Origin of the sequence: Caballeronia sp. ATUFL_F1_KS4A, from assembly GCF_023630905.1 — a bacterium.
Taxonomy (GTDB): Bacteria; Pseudomonadota; Gammaproteobacteria; order Burkholderiales; family Burkholderiaceae; genus Caballeronia; species Caballeronia zhejiangensis.
Genome location: NZ_JALQEB010000035.1, coordinates 24626 through 47931, shown reverse-complemented (window position 1 = coordinate 47931; position 23306 = coordinate 24626). Strand labels below are relative to the sequence as shown.

Sequence of the window (23306 nt, the reverse complement as noted above, 5' to 3'; positions counted from 1 at the left end):
AGGCCATGAAAAAGTTCATCAACCATGTCGACGACTTTCTGACTGAGAGCCTTGCCGGATTCGCCGCCGCGCATGACGATCTCGTCGTGCTCAATCACGAACCTGTGTTCGTGCGGCGCAAGACGTTGAAGCCGGGCAAGGTCGCGCTGGTCTCGGGCGGCGGCTCGGGACACGAGCCCTTGCATAGCGGCTTCGTCGGGTACGGAATGCTGGACGCCGCGTGCCCTGGCCAGGTGTTTACTTCGCCGACGCCCGATCAGATGATGGCAGCCGCCAAGGCCGTCGATACGGGCGCGGGCACGCTCTTCATCGTGAAGAATTATTCCGGCGATCTGATGAACTTCGAAATGGCATCCGAAATGTCGGAGTTGGCGAATGCGATGGTGCTGATCAACGACGATGTCGCGGTCGAAAACTCCAGTTATACGACGGGCCGGCGGGGCGTGGCGGGTGCGGTGATCGTCGAGAAGCTGGTGGGCAGTCTCGCCGAGAGCGGCGCTGATCTCGAACAATGCAAGGCGTTCGGCGACCGGATCAACAAGCATACGGCGTCGATGGGCGTCGCGTTTTCGAGTTGCACCGTGCCCGCAGCGGGCACGCTGACGTTCAAGATCGGCGACGATGAAATGGAGGTCGGCGTCGGCATTCATGGCGAGCCAGGGCGGCGGCGAACGCGCTTTGCCGCCGCCGACGCGATCGCGGCAGAGCTGCTGACGGCGATCGTCGCCGATCTGAAACCGGGGAACGGCTCGGAGCTGCTGGTCTTGATCAATGGGCTGGGCGGCACGCCGCTCGGCGAACTGTATCTGCTGTTCAATTCCACGCGCTCGTGGCTGCACCAGCGCGGTCTCGCGGTCACGCGCGTGCAGGTCGGATCGCTCACGACGTCGCTGGAAATGGCCGGTGCGTCGATCACCTTGTGCGTGCTGGACGATGAAATGAAGCGGCATTGGGACAGCCCCGTGCATACGCCATCGCTCAGGTGGGGAATGTAGATTCGCCGGAACGTTTTCAATCGTCCGGTCGCTCGGCCGGAATTGCGTCCTCTTTCACGAGCCATCAGTTTTGTTTATCGGCATATCGGCGACGCGGCCCTTGCGCGCTTCGCCGCGCGCCGCGTCCCAGCGGCCTTCCGCGCCTCTAAAACCCCATGCGTAAAGGCAAAGTTCTGGTTTACGCGTAGTACCCTGCCTGCCTCCTTCCTCGCTACCCTTCGGCTTCAGTTTCCCTAAAGCAAGCCCGCTCGGCCACGCATTCTGAAGGAGTAGCGCACATGGCACGGATCATCGGAGGCATCGCCGCCTCGCACACGCCGACCATCGGTTTCGCGTTCGACAAGAACAAGCGCGACGATCCCGTCTGGGCGCCGATCTTCGAGAACTTCGCGCCGCTCGCGAACTGGCTCGCGGAAAAGCAGCCCGACGTCATCGTCACGATCTACAACGACCACGTCACGTCGTTCTTTTTCGATCACTATTCGGCCTTCGCGCTGGGCGTCGGTCCCGAATGGCGCGTCGCGGACGAAGGCGGCGGCGCGCGCGATCTGCCGCCGATCAAAGGTCATCCCGCACTCGCCGCGCACATCGGCACTTCGCTGATGACCGATGAATTCGACATGTCGTTCTTCCAGAACAAGGCGCTCGATCACGGCTGCTTCTCGCCGCTTTCGATGCTGTGTCCGCACAAGCCCGAATGGCCGGTCAAGCTCGTGCCGCTGCAGATGGGCGTGCTGCAATTGCCCGTGCCGAGCGCGCGCCGCTTCTACAAGCTCGGGCAGGCGCTGCGCCGCGCGATCGAAAGTTATCCGGAAGACATCAAGGTCGCGATTCTCGCGACGGGCGGTCTTTCGCATCAGGTTCACGGCGAGCGCTCGGGCTTCAACAACACGGAATGGGACGCGCGCTTCCTCGATCTCTTCGAGCGCGATCCCGAGCAGCTCGCGAACATGACCATCGCGGAATATGCGGCGCTCGGCGGCTACGAAGGCGCCGAAGTCATCATGTGGCTGACGATGCGCGGTGCGCTTTCGTCGAACGTCGTGTGCAAGCATCGCAGCTATTACCTTCCGTCGATGGCAGGCATCGCCACCGCGATCTACGAAGGCGAGGACAGCGAGACCAAGCCCGCGATCGTCGAGCGTCATCGTCAGAAGATGGCCGTTCAGCTCACCGATGTCGAGAAGCTCGAAGGCACGTATCCGTTCTCGATTGAAACGGCGGTGCGCGCGTATCGCATCAACGATTATCTGCATCGCATGGTCGAGCCCGCGCATCGCGAGGCATTCAAGGCCGATGAAGAAGCGAGCTTCGAAGCAGCGGGCCTTTCCGAGCAGGAACGCGATCTCATTCGCCGGCGCGATTGGCGCGGCCTGCTTCATTACGGCGTGATCTTCTTCATGCTCGAAAAGCTCGGCGCGGTGACGGGCATATCGAATCTGCATATCTACGCCGCGATGCGCGGCGAAACGCTCGAAGCGTTTCAAAAGACGCGCAACGCACCGGGCGCGTTGTATTCGGTCGCGGGCAAAGGCTCGGAGAAGCTCGACTGGGACAAAGCGGAAAAGGCCAGAAGCTAAACACGAACGCGTTGCATGGGACCGGAGTAAGCGCAGAAGCACCGACTCCGGCCAACAGGGGACAGGAGACAAACATGACTAGCGGTAAAACCATCGACATCAAGGGCTTCATCGACGAACGCCCGATTTCCGCCTACCAGTGGCTGCTGGTGGCGCTGTGCTTTCTCATCGTGACGGCCGACGGCATGGACGTGGCGATCATGGGCTTCGTCGCGCCATCGATCATCGCGGACTGGCATATCTCGCGGCCCGCGTTCGGCCTCGTGATGAGCGCGGCGCCCATCGGTCTCGTGATCGGCGCACTGGCGGCGGGACCGGCATCGGATCGCATCGGGCGCAAGTGGGTTCTGATTACCTCGGTATTCCTCTTCGGCGTCTTCACGATCGCGACCGCGTTCACGAATTCGCCTTCCAGCATGGCGCTTTTGCGCGTACTGACCGGCATCGGTCTCGGCGCGGCGATGCCCAACACGACGACGCTGCTCTCCGAATACGCGCCGCAACGCAAGCGCGCGCTGCTCATCACGATCATGTTCACGGGCTTCAATCTCGGCTCCGCGCTGATCGGCTTCGTCGCGGGCTGGCTGATTCCGGTGCACGGCTGGCGCTCGGTGCTGATCTTCGGCGGCGCGCTGCCGCTCTTGCTGATCCCGCTGCAAATCTGGCTGCTGCCTGAATCCGCGCGTCTGCTCGCGGTGCGCGGCGCGACCTCGCAACGCATCGGCAAGGTGCTCGGCCGCGTGTGCGGCGCGCGTTTCGATGGTAGCGAAACGTTCGTATCGAACGAGCCTCCGCTGCCGACGAAGAAGCCGATCGGCGTGTTGTTCTCGCACGGCTACGGTTTGATGACGGCAGCGCTGTGGGTCACGTATTTCATGGGCCTGCTCGTGATCTACCTGCTGACCGGCTGGCTGCCGACGCTCATGAAGGACGCGGGCCTCACCGTCTCCTCAGCGGCGAACGTCACGGCGATGTTCCAGATCGGCGGCACGATCGGCGCGATCATCGTCGGATGGATCATGGACAAGGCGCGTCCGGCGCCCGTCATCAGCGCGGCGTATCTCGGCGGCGCGGTGTGCGTGCTCGGACTGGCGTGGATCGGCGCGCTGTCGTCGTCGCTCGCGGTGCTCGTGTTCGCAGCGGGCTTTTGCATGAGCGGCGCGCAAACCGGTCTCAACGCCTTCGCGCCGGGACGTTATCCGACCGTCGCGCGTGCAACCGGCGTGAGCTGGATGCTCGGCATGGGCCGCTTCGGCAGCATCTTCGGTTCCGCATTCGGAGGCGCGTTGCTCGGCCTCGGCTGGGAGTTCGGCGCGATCCTCGCGATGCTCGCCGTGCCCGCGACGCTCGCGGCAATATCGATTCTCGTCGCACAACGCACGCGTGCCGACGAAGCACACGCACAAACGACTGCAGCACACTAGTACCTGGAGTAAGGGATGATCATCGACATTCACGGCCACTACACGACCGCGCCAAAAGCGCTCGAAGCGTGGCGCAACCGGCAGATCGCCGGCATCAGTAATCCATCGGAGATGCCGGCTGCTTCGGAGTTGCATATCAGCGACGACGAACTGCGCGAATCGATCGAAAGCAATCAATTGCGCCTGATGCGCGAACGCGGCCTCGATCTCACCGTGTTCAGTCCGCGCGCGAGTTTCATGGCGCATCACATCGGCGACTTCGAAGTGTCGAGCACGTGGGCCGCGATCTGCAACGAGCTGTGCTATCGCGTGAGCGAACTGTTTCCCGATAGCTTTATTCCGGCGGCGATGTTGCCGCAGAGCCCGGGCGTCGACGTATCGACGTGCATTCCCGAGCTCGTGAAGTGCGTCGAGCAATACGGCAATGTCGCGATCAACCTGAATCCGGATCCGTCGGGCGGGCACTGGACGAGCCCGCCGCTTTCGGATCGCTCGTGGTATCCGATCTACGAGAAGATGGTCGAGTACGACATCCCTGCGATGATTCATGTGAGCACGAGCTGCAACGCGTGCTTTCACACGACGGGCGCGCATTACCTGAACGCCGATACGACCGCGTTCATGCAGTGCCTCACGTCCGATCTGTTCCGCGATTTTCCGACGCTCAAGTTCGTGATTCCGCATGGCGGCGGCGCGGTGCCGTATCACTGGGGGCGTTTCCGCGGACTCGCGCAGGAGCTGAAAAAGCCTTTGTTGAAGGATCATTTGCTCAACAACGTGTTCTTCGATACCTGCGTCTATCATCAGCCGGGCATCGATCTGCTGACGCGCGTGATTCCCGTCGACAACATTTTGTTTGCAAGCGAAATGATCGGCGCGGTGCGCGGCATCGATCCTGAAACGGGACGCTATTTCGACGATACGAGGCGCTACGTCGAAGCCGCGCAGATCGAGCCGGAAGCGCGCTACAAGATTTACGAAGGCAACGCGCGCCGCGTGTATCCGCGCCTCGATGCGGCGCTCAAAGCAAAGGGACGTTGATATGTACGAACTGGGTGTGGTGTATCGCAACATCAATCGCGCGAATGCGGATGCGGCCGCCAGGCTCGGCGCACTCGGCTCGGCGACCGTGCACGAAGCGATGGGCCGTGTCGGCCTGATGAAGACCTACATGCGGCCGATCTATGCGGGCGCGCAAGTGAGCGGCACGGCCGTGACCGTGTTGCTGCAACCGGGCGACAACTGGATGATGCACGTCGCGGCCGAGCAGATTCAGCCTGGCGATATCGTCGTGGCCGCATGCACGACGGACAATACCGACGGCTTCTTCGGCGATCTGCTCGCGACGAGCTTCAAGGCGCGCGGCGCGCGTGCGCTCATCATCGACGGCGGCGTGCGCGATGTGCGCGTGCTGACGGAGATGAACTTCCCCGTATGGAGCCGCGCGATTTCCTCGAAGGGCACGGTGAAGGCGACGCTCGGCTCGGTGAACATTCCGGTCGTGTGCGCGGGCGCATGGGTCACGCCGGGCGATGTGATCGTCGCGGATGACGATGGCGTCGTGGTCGTGCCGTCCGCATCGGCGCAACAGGTGCTCGATAAAGCCACTGCGCGCGAGGCGCTCGAGGAAGAAAAACGCGCGAAGCTCGCAAGCGGCGTGCTCGGTCTCGACATGTACAAGATGCGCGAACCGCTGGAAAAAGCGGGCCTGCGCTATATCGACTGACGCGCATGAGCATCACCGGTATCTCTTCGATGGCCACGCGCCAAGTGCTGAACGATCTCGCTTGCGCGTATGAAGCGCAGTCGGGCCAGCGCGTTGCGATCGTATCGGTGGGCGGCGTCGCGGCGGTCAGGCGTATCGAAGCGGGCGAAGCGTTCGATATTGTCGTGCTCGCTTCGGATGCGATCGATCGGCTCGCGGCATCAGGACACGTCGATGCAGCGAGTCGCGTGCGGATCGCGCGTTCGGGCGTTGCGATCGCGGTGAAAGCGGGCGCGCGGCGTCCTGCCATCGACGATGAAGCCGCCGTGCGCGAAGCCGTGCTCGCGGCGCGCACCATCGGTTATTCGACGGGGCCGAGCGGTGTCTATCTGACGCGTCTGTTCGAGCATTGGGGCATCGCTCAACGCATCGCATCGCGCATCGTGCAGGCGCCGCCGGGTGTCGCTGTCGGCGCGCTCATCGCGCGTGGCGAAGTCGAACTCGGCTTCCAGCAGTTGAGCGAGATGATCGGCGTCGAAGGCATCGACGTGCTCGGTATGTTGCCGCCGGCGATTCAAACGCAGACGGTATTCGAAGGCGCGATCGGTGCGAACGCAAGCGCATCGAAAGATGCTCGCGCGTTCCTGGCGTTTCTCGGTTCGAGCGATACCGACGCGACCAAAATCAAACACGGCATGGAGCCGGTCTACTAAAAAAAGCGCGCAACCATTGCGCGCCTTTTTCATTTCACGACGTCATTCAGCGACGGCGTAACGTTCGAGCCAATGCGCATAAGGCGCGGGCAATGCCCACGACGGCTTCTCGACCTTCAACTGCTTGGCTGCCTGATACGGCCAATGCGGATTCGACAGATGCGCGCGGCCGATCATCACGAGATCGAGTTGACCGGATTCGACCGCGTGTTCCGCGTTCGGCGGCGAATCGAAGCCCCACGCCGACGCAACCGGTATCTCCGCTTCTCGGCGCACGCGTTCCGCGATCGGGCCGAGGAACGCCGGTCCCCATGGAATGCGCGCCTCGGGCGTCGAGAAGCCGACGCTCACGCTCATCAGATCGAGTCCTTTGCGACGCAGCGTCTTCGTCAGTTCGATGGATTCGTTCAGCGTGGCTTCATCGCGGCCGTCGTATTCGATGACGCCGAAACGCGCCGTCAGCGGCAGGTTCTCGGGCCACACTTCGCGCACCGCGTCGAAGGTCTCGACGATGAAGCGGCTGCGTCCCGCGAGATCGCCGCCGTATTGATCGTCGCGCTGGTTGGCATCGACGGAGAAGAAGCTTTGGGCGAGATAGCCGTGCGCGAAGTGCAGTTCCAGCCATTCGAAACCCGCTTCGCGTGCGCGACGCGCGGCCGCCGCGAAGTCGGCCTTCACGCGCGCGATGTCGTCGAGCGTCATCGCCTTGGGCACTTTCGGCAGCCCGCCGCCGAATGCGACCGCCGATGGCGCGAGCGTGTCCCAGCCGCGTGCATCGTCGGACGGGATGTGATCGTCGCCTTCCCACGGACGATTCGCGCTCGCCTTGCGGCCCGCATGCGCGATCTGGATGCCGGGCACCGCGCCCGCCGCCTTGATCGCCGCCGCGATGTTCTTCATGCCTTCAATGTGCGCGTCGTCCCAAAGACCCGTGCATCCCGGCGTGATGCGGCCTTCCGGCGATACACCCGTCGCCTCGACGATCACGAGGCCCGCGCCGCCGCGCGCAAGGCTCGCGTAATGGCTCAGGTGCCAGTCGTTGACGAAGCCGTCGATGGCGCTGTACTGGCACATTGGCGGAATGGCGATGCGGTTGCGCAGCGTGACGTCCTTCAGTTTGAAAGGAGTGAAGAGTGCTGACATCTGTGGTTCTCTGTATCAATGAAGGCGTTCAGATTAACCGTTCAGTGTCATAATGAAAACTATCTGCAGATTATCGGTTCGATAAAATTTCGTGATGCTCAATCCGCAATGGCTGCGCACCTTTCTCGCGCTCGTCGACCTCGGCAACTTCACGCGCGCCGCCGAGCGGCTCGATCTGACGCAGGCCGCCGTGAGCCAGCATCTTCGTCATCTGGAAGACGAACTGGGCCTGCTCGTGGTTCGCCGTCCGCGCGGCATCGAACTCACGCCGGCGGGCAGGGCGTTGATCGACTATTGCAACGAGATGGAACTGGCGGGCAAGCGTCTCGCGTCCCGGCTGTCGGATAGCGAAGACGAAGCTGGCGAAATCGGCCTCATCACGCCGGGCAGCATCGGGCTCGTGCTGTTTCCGCTGCTGCTCGATTTGCAGCAGCAGCGTCCGGAATGGAAGATGCGTCATCGCTTCGCGCCCGATTCGGAAGTGCTCGAAGCCGTGCTGGAGAGCCGCTACGACCTCGGCATCGTCGCGTTGAAGCCCGACGATCCGCGTCTCGCGGCGAGCAAGTTCATCGAGGAGCCGCTCGAACTCGTCGTGCCCGCGAACGAAGACGTACACGAATGGAGCGATCTCGAACGGCTCGGCTTCATCGACTATCCGGAAGCGCACATGACCGCGAGCCGTCTGCTGAGCCGCCGCTTCCCGGGCAATCCAGGCGTCGCGAGCTTGCGCCGGCAAGGCTTCAGCAATCAGATCAGCCTCATACTGGAGTTCGTCGCGCGCGGACTCGGCTTCACGGTGATACCGCGTTATGCGCGCATCGCGTTCGGCCAGCCGGAAGCGATCGGCGTGGTCGAATGCGGCGCGCCGGTGATCGATACGCTGTGGCTCATCCGCCGCGCGGAATGGCCGCTGCCCGCGCGTTGCGCGCGGACCGTGGAGTATTTGCGGGAACGTGTGGGCGTTCCCACAATCAAGGCCGATTCGAAGAAGAAGCGTCGGCGCTAGTCAATGTCCCCAGCGCAGCACGAGCGGATCGAGCTTGCGCGCGACTTTCAGCAAGCCTTCGCGCACGGCAGGATGCATCGGCGCGAGCGGGTGACGCACTGCATCCGAGCGAATCACGCCGCCTTCCTTCATCAGCGTCTTGCACGCCGCGAGACCGCACTGACGGTTCTCGTAGTTGATGAGCGGAAGCCATTGCTGATACAGCTCGGCGGCCTTGTCGGAATCGCCCGCGAAGTAGGTATCGACGATCTTGCGGATGCCGTCGGGGTAGCCGCCGCCGGTCATGGCGCCGGTCGCGCCCGCGTCGAAGTCGGGCATCAGCGTGATCGCCTCTTCGCCGTCCCACGGACCGACGATCGCATCGCCGCCGAGTTCGATCAGCTCGCGCAGCTTCGAAGCAGCCTGCGCCGTTTCGATCTTGAAGTACGACACATGCTCGACGTCGCGCGCGAGCTTCGCGAGAAACGACGCGGAGAGCGGCGTGCCAGCGACAGGCGCGTCCTGAATCATGATCGGAATGTCGATCGCGTTCGATACTTCGCGATAGAACTCGTGGATGCCGCGCTCGCCCACGCGAATTGTCGCGCCGTGATAAGGCGGCATGATCATGACCATTGCGGCGCCCGCGTCCTGCGCGGCGCGGCTGCGCTCCGCACAGATGCGCGAGCTGAAATGCGTCGTCGTGACGATCACCGGCACGCGGCCCGCCACATGTTCGAGCACGGTGCGCTGAACGGTGTCGCGTTCCGCATCGGATAGCGCGAACTGCTCGGAAAAGTTCGCGAGTATGCATACGCCGTGCGAGCCGGCATCGATCATGAAATCGATCGCGCGCTTCTGGCCCTCGAGATCGAGGCGGCCCTGATCGTCGAAGATGGTCGGAGCGACGGGAAAGACGCCGCGATAAACAGGTGCAGCCATTGAAGTAAGTCTCCTTTGGTTGGTCTAGATCCGGTACAGCGCGCACGCGTTGTCGAAGAATAGCGCGAGACGTTCTTCGCGCGAGCGCGCTGCGACGATCGTCTTGAAGCCGGTAAAAAGATCATCGAGCGTGACGACGAGGCTATCGACCGGAAAGTTACTCGCGAAGAGGCATCGCGCGACGCCGAAGCTTTCGATCGCATTGCGCACGATGCGTCCGTTGCGCCCGACACGCCAGCTTACGCCAGGTTCGCCGATCCCCGATATCTTGAGCCATACGTTCGGCGATCGCGCGAGCGCATCGAGCGCGGCGCGCCAAGCCGTTAGCGCTTCCTCGCTACGATCGGCGGGCAGGCCGGCATGGTTCACGATGATTTTCATCTGCGGAAAGTCGCGCGCGAGTTCTGCGGCTTCCTCGAAGTGCCACCACGGCGCCTGCAGTTCGAACATCAGGCCACTTTGCGCGAGCAACGCATAACCGCGCCGCCAGCGTTCGCAACGCATCGAGCCGGGCGCGGCGAAATCCGCGCGATGTTCCGCGCGGGGCACGGTCTTCGGTTTATGACGCACGCTGCGCACGAGCGGCATCTCGCGATAGGCGTCGATGACATCGGCGACATCGTCGCGATCGAGCCAGATCTGCGCGGCCATCGCGTTCGGCAAGCCGGTGCGTTCGTGCAGCGCCGTCGCCCAGCGCGCTTCGCCGAGCACGTCGCGCGGATCCCATTCGCCTTCCATCATCACCGTCTTCACGATGCGATGATTGCCCGCCTGCGCGAAGTAGTCGTCGGGCAGAAAGTCCTTGCAGATCGACGCGTAATCGCCGTAACGAAACGCGATGCGCGGCAGATCGCGCAGCCACGGATGATAGTTGCGCGACACGTCCCAGAAGTGATGATGCGCGTCGACGATGGGCAGATCGGCGTCGTCGCCGCTTTGCAGAAAGCGTTCGCGCAATGCTTCGATGCGTTCTTGCATCATGGCGTCAGCTCACGCGGTCTTGCGCCATGCGCACGGCGATGTCGAAGGCCTTTTGCGTGGCGCCGGCATCGGCGCGGCCCTGGCCGTGGATATCGAACGCGGTGCCGTGCGCGGGCGTCGTGATCGGAACGGGCAGGCCGCCGTGCACCGTGACACCGCGCCAGAAGCCCATGAGTTTCATCGCGATCTGGCCTTGATCGTGATACATCGTGACCACGCCATCGAAGACCTTCTGATCGCGCGCGCGCACGAAGATGGTGTCGGCGGGGAAGGGGCCTTGCGCGTCATAGCCTCGCGCACGCGCTTCTTCGACGGCCGGCGCGATCACGTCGATTTCCTCGCGGCCGAACGCGCCGTTGTCGCCGTTATGCGGATTGAAGCCGCACACCGCGATGCGCGGCTTGTCCACGCCCGCGCGCTTCAGACCATCGTGAATCAGTTGCACCGCGTCGACGATGCGCTCGGGCGTGAGCTTCGCGCTCACGTCCTTCAGCGCGATATGCGAGGTCACGCGCGAGGTCCACAATTCGTCGAGCACGTTGAACTCGCAGAACGCGCCGCTATAGTCGAGCTGACGCGCGAACCATTCCATCTCGTCGTTCGTTTCCATGCCGGCCATGTGCAGCGAAGTCTTGTTGACGGGCGCGAACAGCATCGCTTGCGTGCGGTTTGCGCGCGTCATCGCAAGCGCTTGTTTGAAGGCTTCGAGGCTATAACGGCCGCCGCGTTCCGTCGATACGGCGCGCTCGTAAGGCGCATCGTCGGGCAGGCGGAAATCGATGAGCGAGGGCACGCCGGTATCGCGCGCGGCGGCCGCTTCGTTGTCGATGACTCCATACTCGAAGCGTTGCTGCGCGATCTCCATGCCTTGATCGAGTTCACGCTTGTCGCCGATGATGAGCAGATCGGCGCGCGCGCGATTCTCGGGCTTCGCGATGAGACGCGCGATCAGTTCGGGACCGATGCCGGCGGGATCGCCGAGAAGCACTGCGATGCGAGGTTTCATGTCTGTATGGTCCGTTGTCGGTTATTAACGCGTGCGGCGCAGATCGATTGCGATCGAACCGAAGATATACACCAGCGCGCACGCGCCGTAAAAGTGCAGCACCGCATCGAAAGAGCCGGTGCGCTGAAGAATGAAGCCGGTGATGAGCGGAATCGAAATGCCGCCGACGCTGCCCGCGCAGTTCATGCATGCACCGAGCAGACCCACGCGTCCCGGGCTTGCGAGCAGCGAAGGCAGGCTCCAGTAGAGACTGCCCCACATCAGCAGGAACGATGCGCCGCACAGCACGGCGACCGCGACGACGGGCGAAGTGATCGTCGGGAGCGCGGCGAATACGGCGAGCGTTGCGATGCCCGAGACCGCGATCATCGTCTTCACGACTTTACCGCGCGACAGATTCATCCCGCACAAGGCATCGCACAGGAAGCCACCGGAAAGCGAACCGAGCGCGCCCGCGAGGAAGATGAAGAAGGTCGCCGCGCCGATCTGCGAAAGGCTCAGACCGCGCGCCTGCGTCAGATAGCTCGGGCCCCACGTGAGCAAGCCGAAGAAGATCATCGCCCAGCTCATGCGGCCGACGCACATCGCGATGGTCGAGCGCAGCGGCAGCGGCGCATCGTCCTGGCTTGCGTGCATCGCCTTCGATGCGGGCGGCGCGCCGTCGTGGATATGCGCCAGTTCCGCGCCATTGACGCCGGGATGTTTCGCGGGATCGTCGCGCAGATAGCGCCATGCGAGCCATCCGCATGCGATGGTCGCAAGCCCCGCGACGACGAACGCGGTGCGCCACGAGCCGAACATGAGGATCAGGTTCGAGATCGCGAGACCGCCAATCGCGGCGCCGAGCGGCGATCCGGCATCCATCAGCACCGCGCCGCGCGCGCGTTCCTTGCGCGACAGCCACAGCGCGTTGAGCTTGCTGCCGGCGGGAAAGAGCGGTGCTTCGGCGCCGCCGAGACCCACGCGCAATAGCAACATCGACATGCCGCCGGTGGCTGCGCCCATCAGCGTCTGGAAGAGACCCCACAAGACAGTTGCGCCTGCAACTACTTTGCGCGGGCCGAGTTTGTCGATGAGCCAGCCGCCCGGAATCTGCAACAGCGCGTATGACCAGAAGAAGCTCGACAGCACGAGCCCTTGCATCGCGGGCGAGAGCGCGAACTCCTTGGCGATGGTGGGCATCGCGATGGAAAGCGAGATGCGGTCGACGAGATTGATCAGCGTGATGAGGAACACCACGCCGAAGATGCGCCAGCGCACGCTCGTCGCGTGTGTGGACGAGGCGGCGTCGTGCGCCGTGTGTGCTTCGATTCTGCTTTCCATGTTCGTCTCCTGTCGCCTCGGGCTGCATGGTCCCGTGGTCGCATCGTCATTCGATGATGTTGAAGTCGCTCAGATGCTTGTCGGACAGCGTGATGCCGAGGCCCGGCGTTTCATCGGAGAGTTGCAGATAGCCGTTCTCCGGCTGCGGTTCGCCGTCGAAGATGTAATAGAAAAGCTCGTTGCCGACTTCGACATCGAACACCGGGAAGAACTCGGACATCGGGCTCGCGGTGCTCGACATCGTCAGGTGATAGTTGTGCATCTGGCCCGCGTGCGGAATGACCGGCACGGACCACGCTTCGGCCATGGCGTTGATCTTGCGCGCCGCCGTGATGCCGCCGACGCGATTCGTGTCGTATTGAATGACATCGACGGCCCGGCGTTCGAGCAGATCCTTGAAGCCATAACTCGTGAACTCGTGCTCGCCGCCGGAGATCGGCACGATGTTCATCTTCTTGAGTTCCTGATAGCCTTCGACGTCGTCGCCGATCACCGGTTCTTCGAGCCAGCGCGGATTGAATTCGGCAAGGCGCGGCAACATGCGGCGCGCGTACTCCAGCGTCCAGCCCATATAGCATTCGAGCATGATGTCGACGTCATCGCCGGCAAGCTCGCGCAACAGTCGCACTTGTTCGAGATTCTTCGCCATGCCTTTCGGACCGTCTTTCGGGCCGTAGCCGAAGCGCATTTTCATCGCGGTGAAACCTTGATCGAGATAACCTTGCGCTTCGGCGAGAAACGCGTCGCGATCGTCGTTGTTATAGAGCTTCGATGCATAACACCAGATCTTCTCTTTCGTTCGGCCGCCGAGCAGCTTGAAGACGGGCTTCTTCACGGCCTTGCCCATGATGTCCCATAGTGCGATATCCATCGCCGAGATCGCCGCCATGCCGATGCCCTTGCGGCCCCAGGCGAGCGTGCGCCGATACATCTTCTGCCAGATGTATTCGTGATCGAACGGATCTTCGCCGATGGCGATGGGCGCGAGATATTCATCGACGATCTGCTTCGCGACGCGCGGCGCGAGCGCGCAATTGCCGATGCCGATGGTGCCGTCGTCGCATTCGACCTCGACGACGAGCCAGCCGTGAAAGCGGAACGAGCCCATTGCATCGCCGCGCTCGTAGAGGATATCGACGGCGTTCGTGCAGAAATGCGATTGCGGCGGAACGACCTTGCCTTTCCATTCGAAAACGCGCGCGCGGACATGCTTGATCTTCATCTTCAGTGTCTCCGTGTGGTTCGATTGATGCCGCGCGCACTGCATGATGCGAGGGTTTGCGCGGCTGTTTCGGGTAGCGCTAGTGTGCGAAACTCCGCGATAACTGACCATTGAATAATTTGAATCAGGCTATTTCCTGGAGTTATCACTCGCATGATCGCGCCCGCTTCGACCATCCGCAAACGTCTGCGCCTGCGTCATCTGCAATTGATGATGGCGCTTTCGGAAACCGAATCGCTCAGAAGCGCCGCCGACGAACTCGCGATGACGCAGCCTGCCGCGACGAAGGCGTTGAAGGAACTGGAAGACACGATCGGCGCGTCGCTGTTCGTGCGTCATGCGCGAGGCATGGAGCCGACGATCTACGGCGAAGCGGTGATGCGCTATGCGCGCGTCGTGTTCGAGGACCTCGATGAATTGCGCGATGAGCTCGCGGCGATCGAGGCGGGCGATATCGGCAAGGTGCGGATCGGCGCGGTGATGGCGCCTGCGCCTGACTTGCTGACGAAGGTGATCGTGGAGTTGAAGGAAGCGCATCCGCGCTTGCAGATCAGCGTGCAGATCGATACGAGCGATGTGCTCGTGCAGGCCTTGCAGCAGGATCAGTTGGATATAGTCGTCGGGCGCATTCCTTATGGCTTCTCAGCGCTGGACCTGACGTTCGAGACCTTGTCGGAAGAGGCGCTCGCGATCGTTGCGCGGCCGGATCATCCTTCTGTTGGTATTGCGGGCAAGCCGAAGCTCGCCGATCTCGCGAAGTATCCGTGGATCGTGCAGCCGCATCCGAGTCCGATGCGGCAGATCATCGACCAGACGTTTCGTGAGTCGCGTGTGGCGCCGCCGGTGAGTACCGTGGAGACTTCTTCGATTCTGACCACGTTGTCGCTGTTGCGGGATTCGGACATGCTGGCTGTGTTGCCTAGCTCGGTCGCGGATTATTATGCTGCGCTCGATACCATCGCTTCTTTGCCCACCCCGTTGCGGGGGCGTCTCGCGCCTTATGGGTTGATTCTCAGGAAGAACAGGCGGATTAGTCCTGCCACGCAGTTGGTGATTGAGGCTATTCGGAAGGCTTGAGGGTTTGGTGAGTATGCGGGAGGGGAGGGCCCGTAAGGGACGGGCCACGCGGCCTTAACCGCATATCAAAGATAGTAACGATTCTGTTACGGAGCGGTCGCTTGTGTCGCTTTCGCGGGTGACGATCTCGAATTGGAGGCATGCGCTCGAATTCGATCGATTGAATCGAATGACATTTTTCATGTCGACCGTTCCGTGTTCTGTGGAGCCGTCCGCAAAGTGCGCCACGCATGACAAGCCGTTGTAGTTGCTCTCGCCTAGCGTGAAGCTAATCCAATGATCGCGCAAAGTAGACGACGCCAGGTTTTGCTGCGCAGGATCCGACGATTTCGAGCTGCATTGCGCTGCGCCGAAGTAGTACCCTGCGTCAGAGCCTGCTAGTACCCGGTTCACCCTACACGGACATCCGACCAAATCCCCGTCGAGAACGATTTTCGTGCCGCTGTCGAATAGGTCGCTCCCTGTACCGAATATCAGATGCCTTCCCTCGCACTTGCCGCAGGTTGCCAGGCTGCGATCCAAGGCGACTCGCTTACCGTTGTCGAAGATCGTGCCCGTACTTCTTGCTAGAACGCGCCCGCCCGTGCTCGTGTAGTCGTCGTCCCGAACTGCTGCTTTTCGCATTGGTCAACTCTCTTCGTTTGCTTGCCGCTGGCGCCGAATGGCGCTCTCGACCTCTTTCCATACGCCGCCAGCAATGCAACGATAGTAGAGCCTGCGGATTGCTAAGCTAGGGCGAGACTTTTTTTTGTATGTCATCCCCTGTCTGATCTTCTCAATTATCCATTCGCGATCGAAACCCTCTTCGAGAGCTGGCGTGGTTATTGTTAGGTTGAACGAGCACGCTGGCGCAATTTCATCGAAAAAGAGTTCTTCAACCTCGCCAAGCGGATACCGTGCGGCGATCTGCAACCCCTTTGTTAGTAGCTCCACCGGAAAGGACGTGAAGAATTCAGAGAGATATTCCCAAAGAATCTCTCTGTCTTCATCTTTTATCGGAGACCCCATGATTCGAACTCTCTAATTTCGTCAATGTAGGCGTCGAAAGCCAGCTCGGTGAGCGCGGTGCCCGCGCCCATGCCGACAAGCGCGAAACCCAAAGCACATATTGGTTCGGCCGGGCCACAGACGAAGGATGTCCCGAGTCCGGCGAGAAAGGCCCCGAGCATACCACCCATGATGACGGTGCCCTGTTTCGATGTTTCGGTAATCTTGTCTTCCGATGATGCTATGGCAACTACCGCGAGCGTCGCTGTAACCAATATAGCGACGCGACCCGCCAGTGCCAGCTTCCCGGTTGCCGCAGTCACGCGGACATCGTTTCTTCCGGCCGACTGAATAACAGAGTACGCAACATTGCTTTTCTCGACGTCGGTGAGTGCCAAATAGGACTTCTGATAGAGCCGCCGTGAGTATCGGTCTAGCGTTTCTTGCAGAGTCGGGCCGACCGGTTTCATCTTTGTTGCGTAAGCCCGGCCGACAGTCGAAGACACTTTTCGAGTCTCAATGAGTATCTGATTGCGCAAGCGGTTGCAGTAGGTTGCGCCATCGATTGCCGACATTCGTCCCGCCTCGACCTCCTGTTGAATCATGTGACTGACCCGCTGGATTCCTGCTGCATAGCGTTGCCTAACGCGAGCGTCGGAGATCGCTTCGTTTGCGAAGGTTGCCGCAGTGCTTGCCAACGCCTCCTCAGCTTTCCTCAAGTATTCGCTTGCGTCTATCGCATGCTCGTTCTGGGTTGCAAAGGGTCCCGAAAAGGCGATTGGCGGTTCTGCGGATTGCGTTTGAATGCTCATTAGACAACATGTATTGGTGAGTCGGTGCAGTAACTCGATCTAGCGCCTACGCAGGTCGAACGGGCAAGCTTTTGGGCTTGAACTCGACGGGCGAAAACTTAAAGAAGAAGTATTTCGGGATGTACTAGGGATAACCCTTGAGCCCGAAGGACGCGAAACGGAAACGAGACAAAAATCAGAATTCTGTGCGGAAAAAGGCGGGGACGTGATGCAGGAGTAGAGTACCGGCGCGTCGAAAAAGAACGGTCGACGTGATGCTCGTTCACGAAGGCCATCTGCCTCGTTTGCATTGGTCGCGAGCGCCGGGGACGTCAAGGGGACAATCTAGCGAAATATGCGAAGCTTTCCTGATTGAGGTCGATATGACGCCGAGTGGGAGTTCACACGAAAAATGACCGTCGTTCTATCGCAGGCACGACGGTATCAAAGTGTCAACCGATTCGCCCTCAAACCCGCTACTCCGCAAACCCCAACTCCCTCCCAGAAGCCGCCGCACCAGCGCTATCCAACGCAATATCCGGCCGCATAAAAAACGTCATCACGATGCCAACCGCGAGCAACCCCAACGATCCAGCGAACGGCAAAGTCCAACTCCCGGTCCGATCGACGACAAACCCGAACACGATCGGCGAGAAAATCCCCGCGATAGCGGACCCTGCATTCACCAGCCCGCTGGCAATCCCGACATGTTTCGGCGTGATGTCCATCGGCACGGCCCAGATCGGGCCAATCGTCATCTCGAGAAAGAAGAACGACAGGCTCATCGAAGCAGCCATGACCGGCAGCGACTTCACGAACATCACCGGAGCGAGAAACACGAGCGCCCCGAGAAACGCGACGATGATCATGTTGCGCCGCGCCGAAACCACGCTGCCCGTGCGCTTCAGAATGCGATCGGAGATCACGCCGCCCGCCGTATTCCCGACGACGCCCGACAAGAACACGCCCGCCGAAAACAACGCCGAACTCTTCAGATCGAGCCCGCGTCCATGCATGAAGAACGTCGGCAGCCACGTGAAGAAGAGCCAGCCGGTCCAGCCATAGCAGAAGTAGACGAGCATCGTCGGCGAGATGCGCTTGAGCAGGCGTCCCCACGGCGTCGGTTCGCGCGTCTTGTCGACGGCGACCTTGTTCTCCGGCGGCAACTCCGCTTCTTCCTCCGCCGTCATATGCCGATGCTTGCGCGGATTGTCCGCGAAGTACCACGCATAAACGATCACCCACACGGCCGTCAGCGCGCCGACGAGCACGAAGGACGCACGCCACGAAGCGAACGCGACCAGCAACGCGATCAACGGCGGCGTAAGCGCGTTGCCAAGACGCGAGAACGAATGCGTGAGCCCCTGCACGAAGCCGCGCTTGCTCGCCGGATACCAGTTGACGAGCGCGCGCGCCTGCGCCGGCAGCGCCGCGCCTTCGCCGACGCCGAGCAACATGCGCGCGCAGAACAGCGACGCGACGCCGCCCGCGAAGCCCGTCGCGATCGTCGCGACGATCCAGATCGACGCGCACAGCACGAGCGTCGTCTTCGCGCCGAATCGATCGCTGAACCATCCGCCGATCACCTGGCAGATCGCATACGTATAGGCGAACGCGCCGAACACGAGGCCGACGTCGGTATTGGTGAGATGAAGATCGTCGCGTATGAGGCCCGCCGCAGCGGACAGGTTCACGCGATCGAGGTACATGATGAACGACATCGCGCACATCAGCGCGAGCACGGAGCGGGTGACTCTGGGTCGATGCAGCATCTTCTATGTCTCCTCCGAGGCTTGTTGCGCGCTGGCTGATTCGTTGCGCGCGCTCTTTTATCGAGGACGGACCGCATGTCGATCCGACGCTCCGCAGTCTCGCGAAAACAGCGATAGCCGTCTATTGAATTCGCCTCATGAGGTGATTACCGGCGGTTATGGCTCGGCAAAAGACAAACGGCTCGCGTCCCGAAGAATCGCGAGCCGTGCATCATCGAGACGCGAAAGGGCGTCAGGCCGTCGCGCGCATGCCTTCATCGTGAAGACGGAAGGTCTCCACCGCCGTGCGCAATGCGCCCGCCTGATCTTCCAGCGATTGCGCAGCCGCCGCCGCTTCCTCGACGAGCGCCGCGTTCTGTTGCGTCACTTCATCCATCTGCGTGACGGCGCGCGCCACTTGCTCGATGCCGCTGCTTTGCTCTTCCGACGCCGCCGCGATCTCGCCCATGATGTCGGTCACACGCTGCACCGCCGTGCTGATCTCCGTCATCGTGCGGCCGGCTTCATCGACGAGCGCGGCGCCCGATTGCACGCGCTCGACGGAGTTGTCGATCAGCTCCTTGATCTCTTTCGCCGCCGCCGACGAACGCTGTGCGAGCGAGCGCACTTCCCCAGCGACGACCGCGAAGCCGCGGCCTTCTTCACCGGCGCGCGCCGCTTCGACGGCTGCGTTCAACGCGAGAATGTTCGTCTGGAACGCAATGCCTTCGATGATCGTGATGATGTCCGCGATCTTCGACGAGCTATGGTTGATCTCGCCCATCGTCGTCACGACCTGCGACACGACATGGCTGCCCTTGCCCGCGATCTCCGACGCATTCGCAGCAAGCACGCTCGCCTGGCGCGCGTTGTCGGCGTTCTGCTTGACCGTGCCGGTCAGCTGATCCATGCTCGACGCGGTTTCCTGAAGCGCCGACGCCTGTTCTTCGGTGCGCGACGAAAGATCCACATTGCCCGCCGCGATCTGCTTGGTTGCGGACGCAATCGACTCACTGCCGCCGCGCACCGTGCGCACCGTATCGATGAGGCTCGATTGCATCGTCGCGAGACCGCGCAACAACTGGCCCATTTCGTCGTTCGACGTCACTTTCACGTTGCTGCGCAAATCGCCGCTCGCGATCGCATCGAACTGCGCAAGCGCCACATCGAGCGGACGCGAAATGCGACGGCGCAGCGACACCCACGAATAGAACGAAGCGGCGATGCCCACGAGGATCGCGATGATCGACGCCATGCGGAACATGCCGAAGACTTGCTGGCCGTTGTCATAGGCGGCTTTCGCCTGATCGAATTGCAGCTTGCGCAGCGAGATGCCCGTCTTCGCCAGCTCGTTGAACGAGACCTGCATCGCGTTCGCATCGGCGACGATCTTCGCCTGATCCTGCGCGCGTATATCGGCATAGCCTTCGTCGAGCAGCTTCTGCACTGCGAGACGCTGCGCGCCGAACTTCTCGGCGAGCACTTTCTCTTCCGGGCCCTGCGGCAATCCGGAGTACTTCGTCCAGGCTTCGTCGGAAGACTTGCGCATCAACGCGCCGCGTCCGATGGCTTCTTCCGCCGCGGGCGTGCCCACGTTCAGCGCCGCCCGATCGAAGGAGAGACGCTCGCGCGCCACGAACATTTCCGCATTGCCGACCGATACCGCGCTCGGCATTTCATTCGTGAAGAGGTCGTGCGTGACCGTGTTGGACTGAGTCATGCCGATCAGTCCGACCATGCCGACCGCGATCAGAAGTGCGCTCAGAAGCATCATGGCCAAGGCCAGTCGGCCTTTGATTGTGGAAAACATAGCTCTCTCAAGGTGGCTGCATCGCAAGGGCGCGTGCGCGAGCGGTGACGGCGATGCTTCGTCTGCCGCGCCGCCGATGAGTGCATCGGCTGATCTGTATAACGACCGCAGCGCAAAGTCCTTTAGAAAACGTTTAAATGATGTTTTAGCACGGTCATGCGAAGAAGCCTTGTTTCAAGGGTTTTGCCGGAGCGAACCGGGAATCGACGGCGCATTGCAAGCGATTGTTCACATCGGCCGGGATCGACGACTAAACTTCATGCGAACTCACGAAGAGGCCACAGCGCATGTCCGCCGATGCACCGCATCTTCGTATCGCCAGCGAGATCAAGTTCTGGCCGCTCGCGCACGCAACGATCGCGCTGCTGCCTTTCGTCGCGCTTGCGCTCGCCACCGGCGACGCGCTATGGATGAAGGCGTCGCTGCTCGCGATCGCCACGACCATCGCGCAAGACCAGCTCGCGTTGAGACCGCCTGGCGTCGTCGCGCACGGACTCGCGGTCATCGCCGGGACGTATCTGCTGCTGCTTGCCGAACTCGTGCCGGCGTTCTTCGTCGTTGCGTGCATGACGCTCGCGGCGTGCGTGATTCTGCTGGCATCGCGCGGGTCGAAACTTCGCACGGTCGGCAACTGGACTTTCATCCCTGTGCTCATTCTCGCGAACGAACTGCACGGCGGACGCACCGTCGATGCGTTGTTGCACGCCGCGCCCGCCTGGTTGCCTTATCTCCTTGCCGCGCTCGTGCCCGCGATGTTGTCGGCGCATATGCGCTCGCGTGGCAAGCCCGCGTCACGCTGGTCCAATCTCGATGATTTCGGCGAACGCGCGCCCTTCGGCGAAGACCTCGCGGCGATGCTCGCAAGCGTCGGCATTGCCGCGATGATGGTCGTGTACGCGCACATGGATCACGCGAACTGGGTGATCTGGGGCGCGGCGAGCATCGTCACCGGTTCGGTCGATACGGCGCGCACGAAGCTGCGGAACCGCGCGTGGGGCGTGATCGCGGGCGTGCCGATCGGCATCGTGCTCGGGCGCTTCGTCGTGCCGCATTCGGGCATGGCCGTCACGCTCGCGACGCTCGCCGCGTTCCTCACGCTCGTCGCATTTCAGCGCTATATCGTCGGATACTTCTTTCGCTGCATGTTCGTTGCGCTTGCAATCATGCTGGCGAATCAGTCCGCCGCCGATGCGTTCGAGCGGCTCACGCATGTGCTCGCGGGCGGAGTCATCGGCATCGTTTGCGTGCTGGGCGCGCATGTGCTGGCGCGTCGCATGTCGCGTTGAATGTCCGCGGATCGAAGACGAAGAGCGTCGCCTTCACGATCGCGAGCCACATGCCGATGAACGCCGCCATCGCGCGCAACCATGCGCGGCCGCACATCGGCGTGAAGGCGGGCGATGACATCCAGCCGCCGGGCATCGGCCACTCGCTCATCGGTGACATCGGCATGTGCATCGCATGAATCGCGATCACGCTCGCCACGACGACGAGCGCGATGATCGCGACGAAGCGGCTGCTCTCTCGTTCGATGTTCATGATGTCCTTCCTGCCAAGGCACGTCGAGTACGGTGTTAGATTAGTCGCGGGCGTGCACGGCAAAGGAGTGACAAGTGTGTCGGGATTCGCATGGATTCGCTGATCACGGCGGCGGCGCGCGCGCTCGCGGCGGGTGATCCGCTCGGCGCGCTGAATCGCATCGCGTTGCGCGAGGATGCGAATGCGCTCGCGTTGCGCGGCATCGCGATGGCGCAGCTCGGCGACTTCGTTCGGGCGCGCGCGCTCGTCAAAAGCGCGGCGCGCGCGTTCGGCGCGAAAGAGGCGCTGGCGCGTTCGCGCTGCATCGTTGCGGAAGCGGAAATCGCGCTCGCATCGCGCGATCTCGCGTGGCCCGCGAAGGCGCTCGATCATGCGCGCGCGATTCTCGAAGCGCACGGCGATCACGTCAACGCCGCGCACGCGCGCTATCTCGAAGTGCGGCGCGCGCTTCTCATCGGACGGATCGACGATGCGCAACGCATGCTCGTCGAACTGGATCATGCGGCGCTGCCCGCTGCATCGCGGGCCGCGCATGAACTCATCGACGCGGGCATCGCGATGCGCCGTCTGCAGACCCACGCGGCGCGCGCGGCGCTGGAACGCGCGACGCTTGCCGCGCGTGAGGCTGCGATTCCCGCGCTCGCCGCCGAAGTCGACAGCGCGTGGCGCATCCTCAACGCGCCCGCCGCGCGTCTCATCGCGCAGGGCGAAGAGCGGCTGCTCCGGCTCCATGAAGTCGAAGCGCTGTTCGCATCGAATGCCTTCGTCGTCGATGCGTGCCGTCTTTGCGTGCGCGAAAACGGCACGTCGATGTCGCTCGCGACGCGCCCCGTGCTCTTCACGCTCGCGCGCATGCTTGCGCAAGCGTGGCCCGGCGATGTGCCTCGCGACGCGCTGATCCTGCGCGCGTTTCGCATTCGTGAAGCGGACGAAACGCATCGCGCGCGCTTGCGCGTCGAGATGGGCCGGCTGCGCACGATGCTGCGCGCACACGCGAACATCGATGCGACGCCGCGCGGCTTCGTGCTGAAGCCGCTTCACGCGCGCGACGTTGCGGTGCTCGCGTTGCCCGTCGAAGACGGACATGCGCCGCTGCTCGCGTTTCTCGCCGATGGCGAATCGTGGTCCAGCTCCGCGCTCGCCATTGCGCTTGGCGCGAGTCAGCGCACGGTGCAGCGATCGCTCGATGCGCTCGCCGCGAGCGGCAAGGTGCAATCATTCGGTCGCGGCCGTGCGCGCCGCTGGACCACGCCGCCGATGCCCGGATTCGCGACGGCCTTGTTACTCCCCGTCGATCTCGCGAGTGATTAGCATGAAGCCATCGAATCAATC

Annotated in this window: 22 protein-coding genes; 10 read left to right on the top strand and 12 right to left on the bottom strand. The window is 62.3% G+C overall.

Annotated features, from left to right (window positions below):
• Positions 1-5 precede the first annotated feature (5 nt).
• The 6 genes from dhaK (at position 6) to NCS03_RS22775 (ending at position 6417) form a co-directional block, all read left to right on the top strand.
• Positions 6-995, top strand: coding sequence for a dihydroxyacetone kinase subunit DhaK (dhaK, locus tag NCS03_RS22800; RefSeq protein ID WP_175982594.1), 990 nt, complete (start codon positions 6-8; stop codon positions 993-995).
• Positions 996-1273: 278 nt separating this feature from the next.
• Positions 1274-2575 (top strand): gallate dioxygenase, encoded by a 1302-nt coding sequence (locus NCS03_RS22795; RefSeq protein WP_008348615.1) that lies wholly within the window; start codon positions 1274-1276, stop codon positions 2573-2575.
• Positions 2576-2649: 74 nt separating this feature from the next.
• A complete protein-coding gene (locus NCS03_RS22790) occupies positions 2650-3999 on the top strand; it encodes an MFS transporter (protein WP_250436846.1) in 1350 nt (449 codons plus the stop codon).
• A gap of 15 nt (positions 4000-4014) precedes the next feature.
• Entirely contained in the window at positions 4015-5040 is a 1026-nt protein-coding gene (locus tag NCS03_RS22785) for an amidohydrolase family protein (protein ID WP_250529851.1), read from the top strand.
• Position 5041: 1 nt separating this feature from the next.
• Positions 5042-5725, top strand: a complete 684-nt coding sequence (gene ligK / locus NCS03_RS22780; protein ID WP_175982593.1) for a 4-carboxy-4-hydroxy-2-oxoadipate aldolase/oxaloacetate decarboxylase — start codon at positions 5042-5044, stop codon at positions 5723-5725.
• Between the two features lie 5 nt (positions 5726-5730).
• The gene (locus NCS03_RS22775; protein ID WP_250529850.1) at positions 5731-6417 is read left to right on the top strand and encodes a substrate-binding domain-containing protein; all 687 of its coding nucleotides are present in this window, start codon (positions 5731-5733) and stop codon (positions 6415-6417) included.
• Positions 6418-6459: 42 nt separating this feature from the next.
• Here the strand turns inward: NCS03_RS22775 and NCS03_RS22770 are convergent, their stop codons facing one another.
• Positions 6460-7560, bottom strand: a complete 1101-nt coding sequence (locus NCS03_RS22770; protein WP_250457528.1) for an NADH:flavin oxidoreductase/NADH oxidase — start codon at positions 7558-7560, stop codon at positions 6460-6462.
• Positions 7561-7654: 94 nt separating this feature from the next.
• Between NCS03_RS22770 and NCS03_RS22765 the strand changes: the two genes are divergently transcribed.
• The gene (locus NCS03_RS22765) at positions 7655-8566 is read left to right on the top strand and encodes a LysR family transcriptional regulator (protein ID WP_250457623.1); all 912 of its coding nucleotides are present in this window, start codon (positions 7655-7657) and stop codon (positions 8564-8566) included.
• On the opposite strand, the gene NCS03_RS22760 is transcribed toward NCS03_RS22765, so the two are convergent.
• From NCS03_RS22760 to NCS03_RS22740, 5 genes are read right to left on the bottom strand one after another with little or no spacing between them, the layout of a single operon-like run.
• Entirely contained in the window at positions 8567-9487 is a 921-nt protein-coding gene (locus tag NCS03_RS22760) for a dihydrodipicolinate synthase family protein (protein ID WP_250529849.1), read from the bottom strand. It abuts the gene before it with no gap.
• A gap of 24 nt (positions 9488-9511) precedes the next feature.
• Positions 9512-10468, bottom strand: coding sequence for an amidohydrolase family protein (locus NCS03_RS22755; protein ID WP_250529848.1), 957 nt, complete (start codon positions 10466-10468; stop codon positions 9512-9514).
• A 4-nt stretch (positions 10469-10472) separates the two neighbouring features.
• A complete protein-coding gene (locus NCS03_RS22750) occupies positions 10473-11474 on the bottom strand; it encodes a 4-hydroxythreonine-4-phosphate dehydrogenase PdxA (protein WP_175981252.1) in 1002 nt (333 codons plus the stop codon).
• A 24-nt stretch (positions 11475-11498) separates the two neighbouring features.
• Positions 11499-12797 (bottom strand): MFS transporter, encoded by a 1299-nt coding sequence (locus NCS03_RS22745; RefSeq protein ID WP_175981250.1) that lies wholly within the window; start codon positions 12795-12797, stop codon positions 11499-11501.
• Positions 12798-12843: 46 nt separating this feature from the next.
• Positions 12844-14019 (bottom strand): L-rhamnonate dehydratase, encoded by a 1176-nt coding sequence (locus NCS03_RS22740; protein ID WP_250441107.1) that lies wholly within the window; start codon positions 14017-14019, stop codon positions 12844-12846.
• A 153-nt stretch (positions 14020-14172) separates the two neighbouring features.
• On the opposite strand from NCS03_RS22740, the gene NCS03_RS22735 reads away from it, so the two are divergent.
• Positions 14173-15096: a LysR family transcriptional regulator gene (locus NCS03_RS22735; RefSeq protein WP_008348596.1), complete on the top strand. Its 924-nt coding sequence runs from the start codon at positions 14173-14175 to the stop codon at positions 15094-15096.
• Positions 15097-15150: 54 nt separating this feature from the next.
• Here the strand turns inward: NCS03_RS22735 and NCS03_RS22730 are convergent, their stop codons facing one another.
• From NCS03_RS22730 to NCS03_RS22710, 5 genes are all read right to left on the bottom strand, one after another.
• Positions 15151-15720, bottom strand: a complete 570-nt coding sequence (locus tag NCS03_RS22730) for a PAAR domain-containing protein (RefSeq protein WP_175981245.1) — start codon at positions 15718-15720, stop codon at positions 15151-15153.
• A 3-nt stretch (positions 15721-15723) separates the two neighbouring features.
• Positions 15724-16104, bottom strand: coding sequence for a DUF7079 family protein (locus NCS03_RS22725; protein ID WP_175981243.1), 381 nt, complete (start codon positions 16102-16104; stop codon positions 15724-15726).
• Complete coding sequence (locus NCS03_RS22720; RefSeq protein WP_250529847.1) at positions 16089-16895, bottom strand: hypothetical protein; 807 nt, start codon at positions 16893-16895, stop codon at positions 16089-16091. The genes NCS03_RS22725 and NCS03_RS22720 overlap by 16 nt, the downstream gene beginning before the upstream one ends.
• 455 nt (positions 16896-17350) lie before the next feature.
• Positions 17351-18646, bottom strand: a complete 1296-nt coding sequence (locus NCS03_RS22715) for an MFS transporter (RefSeq protein WP_250503357.1) — start codon at positions 18644-18646, stop codon at positions 17351-17353.
• Positions 18647-18878: 232 nt separating this feature from the next.
• Positions 18879-20435: a methyl-accepting chemotaxis protein gene (locus NCS03_RS22710; RefSeq protein WP_284504422.1), complete on the bottom strand. Its 1557-nt coding sequence runs from the start codon at positions 20433-20435 to the stop codon at positions 18879-18881.
• 287 nt (positions 20436-20722) lie between these two features.
• Here NCS03_RS22710 and NCS03_RS22705 point away from each other — a divergent pair, with 287 nt between their 5' ends.
• Positions 20723-21721 carry an FUSC family protein gene (locus NCS03_RS22705; RefSeq protein WP_250529846.1) on the top strand — a complete coding sequence of 333 codons (999 nt, stop codon included), beginning with the start codon at positions 20723-20725 and terminating at the stop codon, positions 21719-21721.
• On the opposite strand, the gene NCS03_RS22700 is transcribed toward NCS03_RS22705, so the two are convergent.
• Positions 21663-21974 (bottom strand): hypothetical protein, encoded by a 312-nt coding sequence (locus NCS03_RS22700; RefSeq protein ID WP_250529845.1) that lies wholly within the window; start codon positions 21972-21974, stop codon positions 21663-21665. The genes NCS03_RS22705 and NCS03_RS22700 overlap by 59 nt on opposite strands.
• Positions 21975-22064: 90 nt before the next feature.
• Here NCS03_RS22700 and NCS03_RS22695 point away from each other — a divergent pair, with 90 nt between their 5' ends.
• Positions 22065-23285: a helix-turn-helix domain-containing protein gene (locus NCS03_RS22695; protein ID WP_250529844.1), complete on the top strand. Its 1221-nt coding sequence runs from the start codon at positions 22065-22067 to the stop codon at positions 23283-23285.
• Positions 23286-23306: the final 21 nt, after the last annotated feature.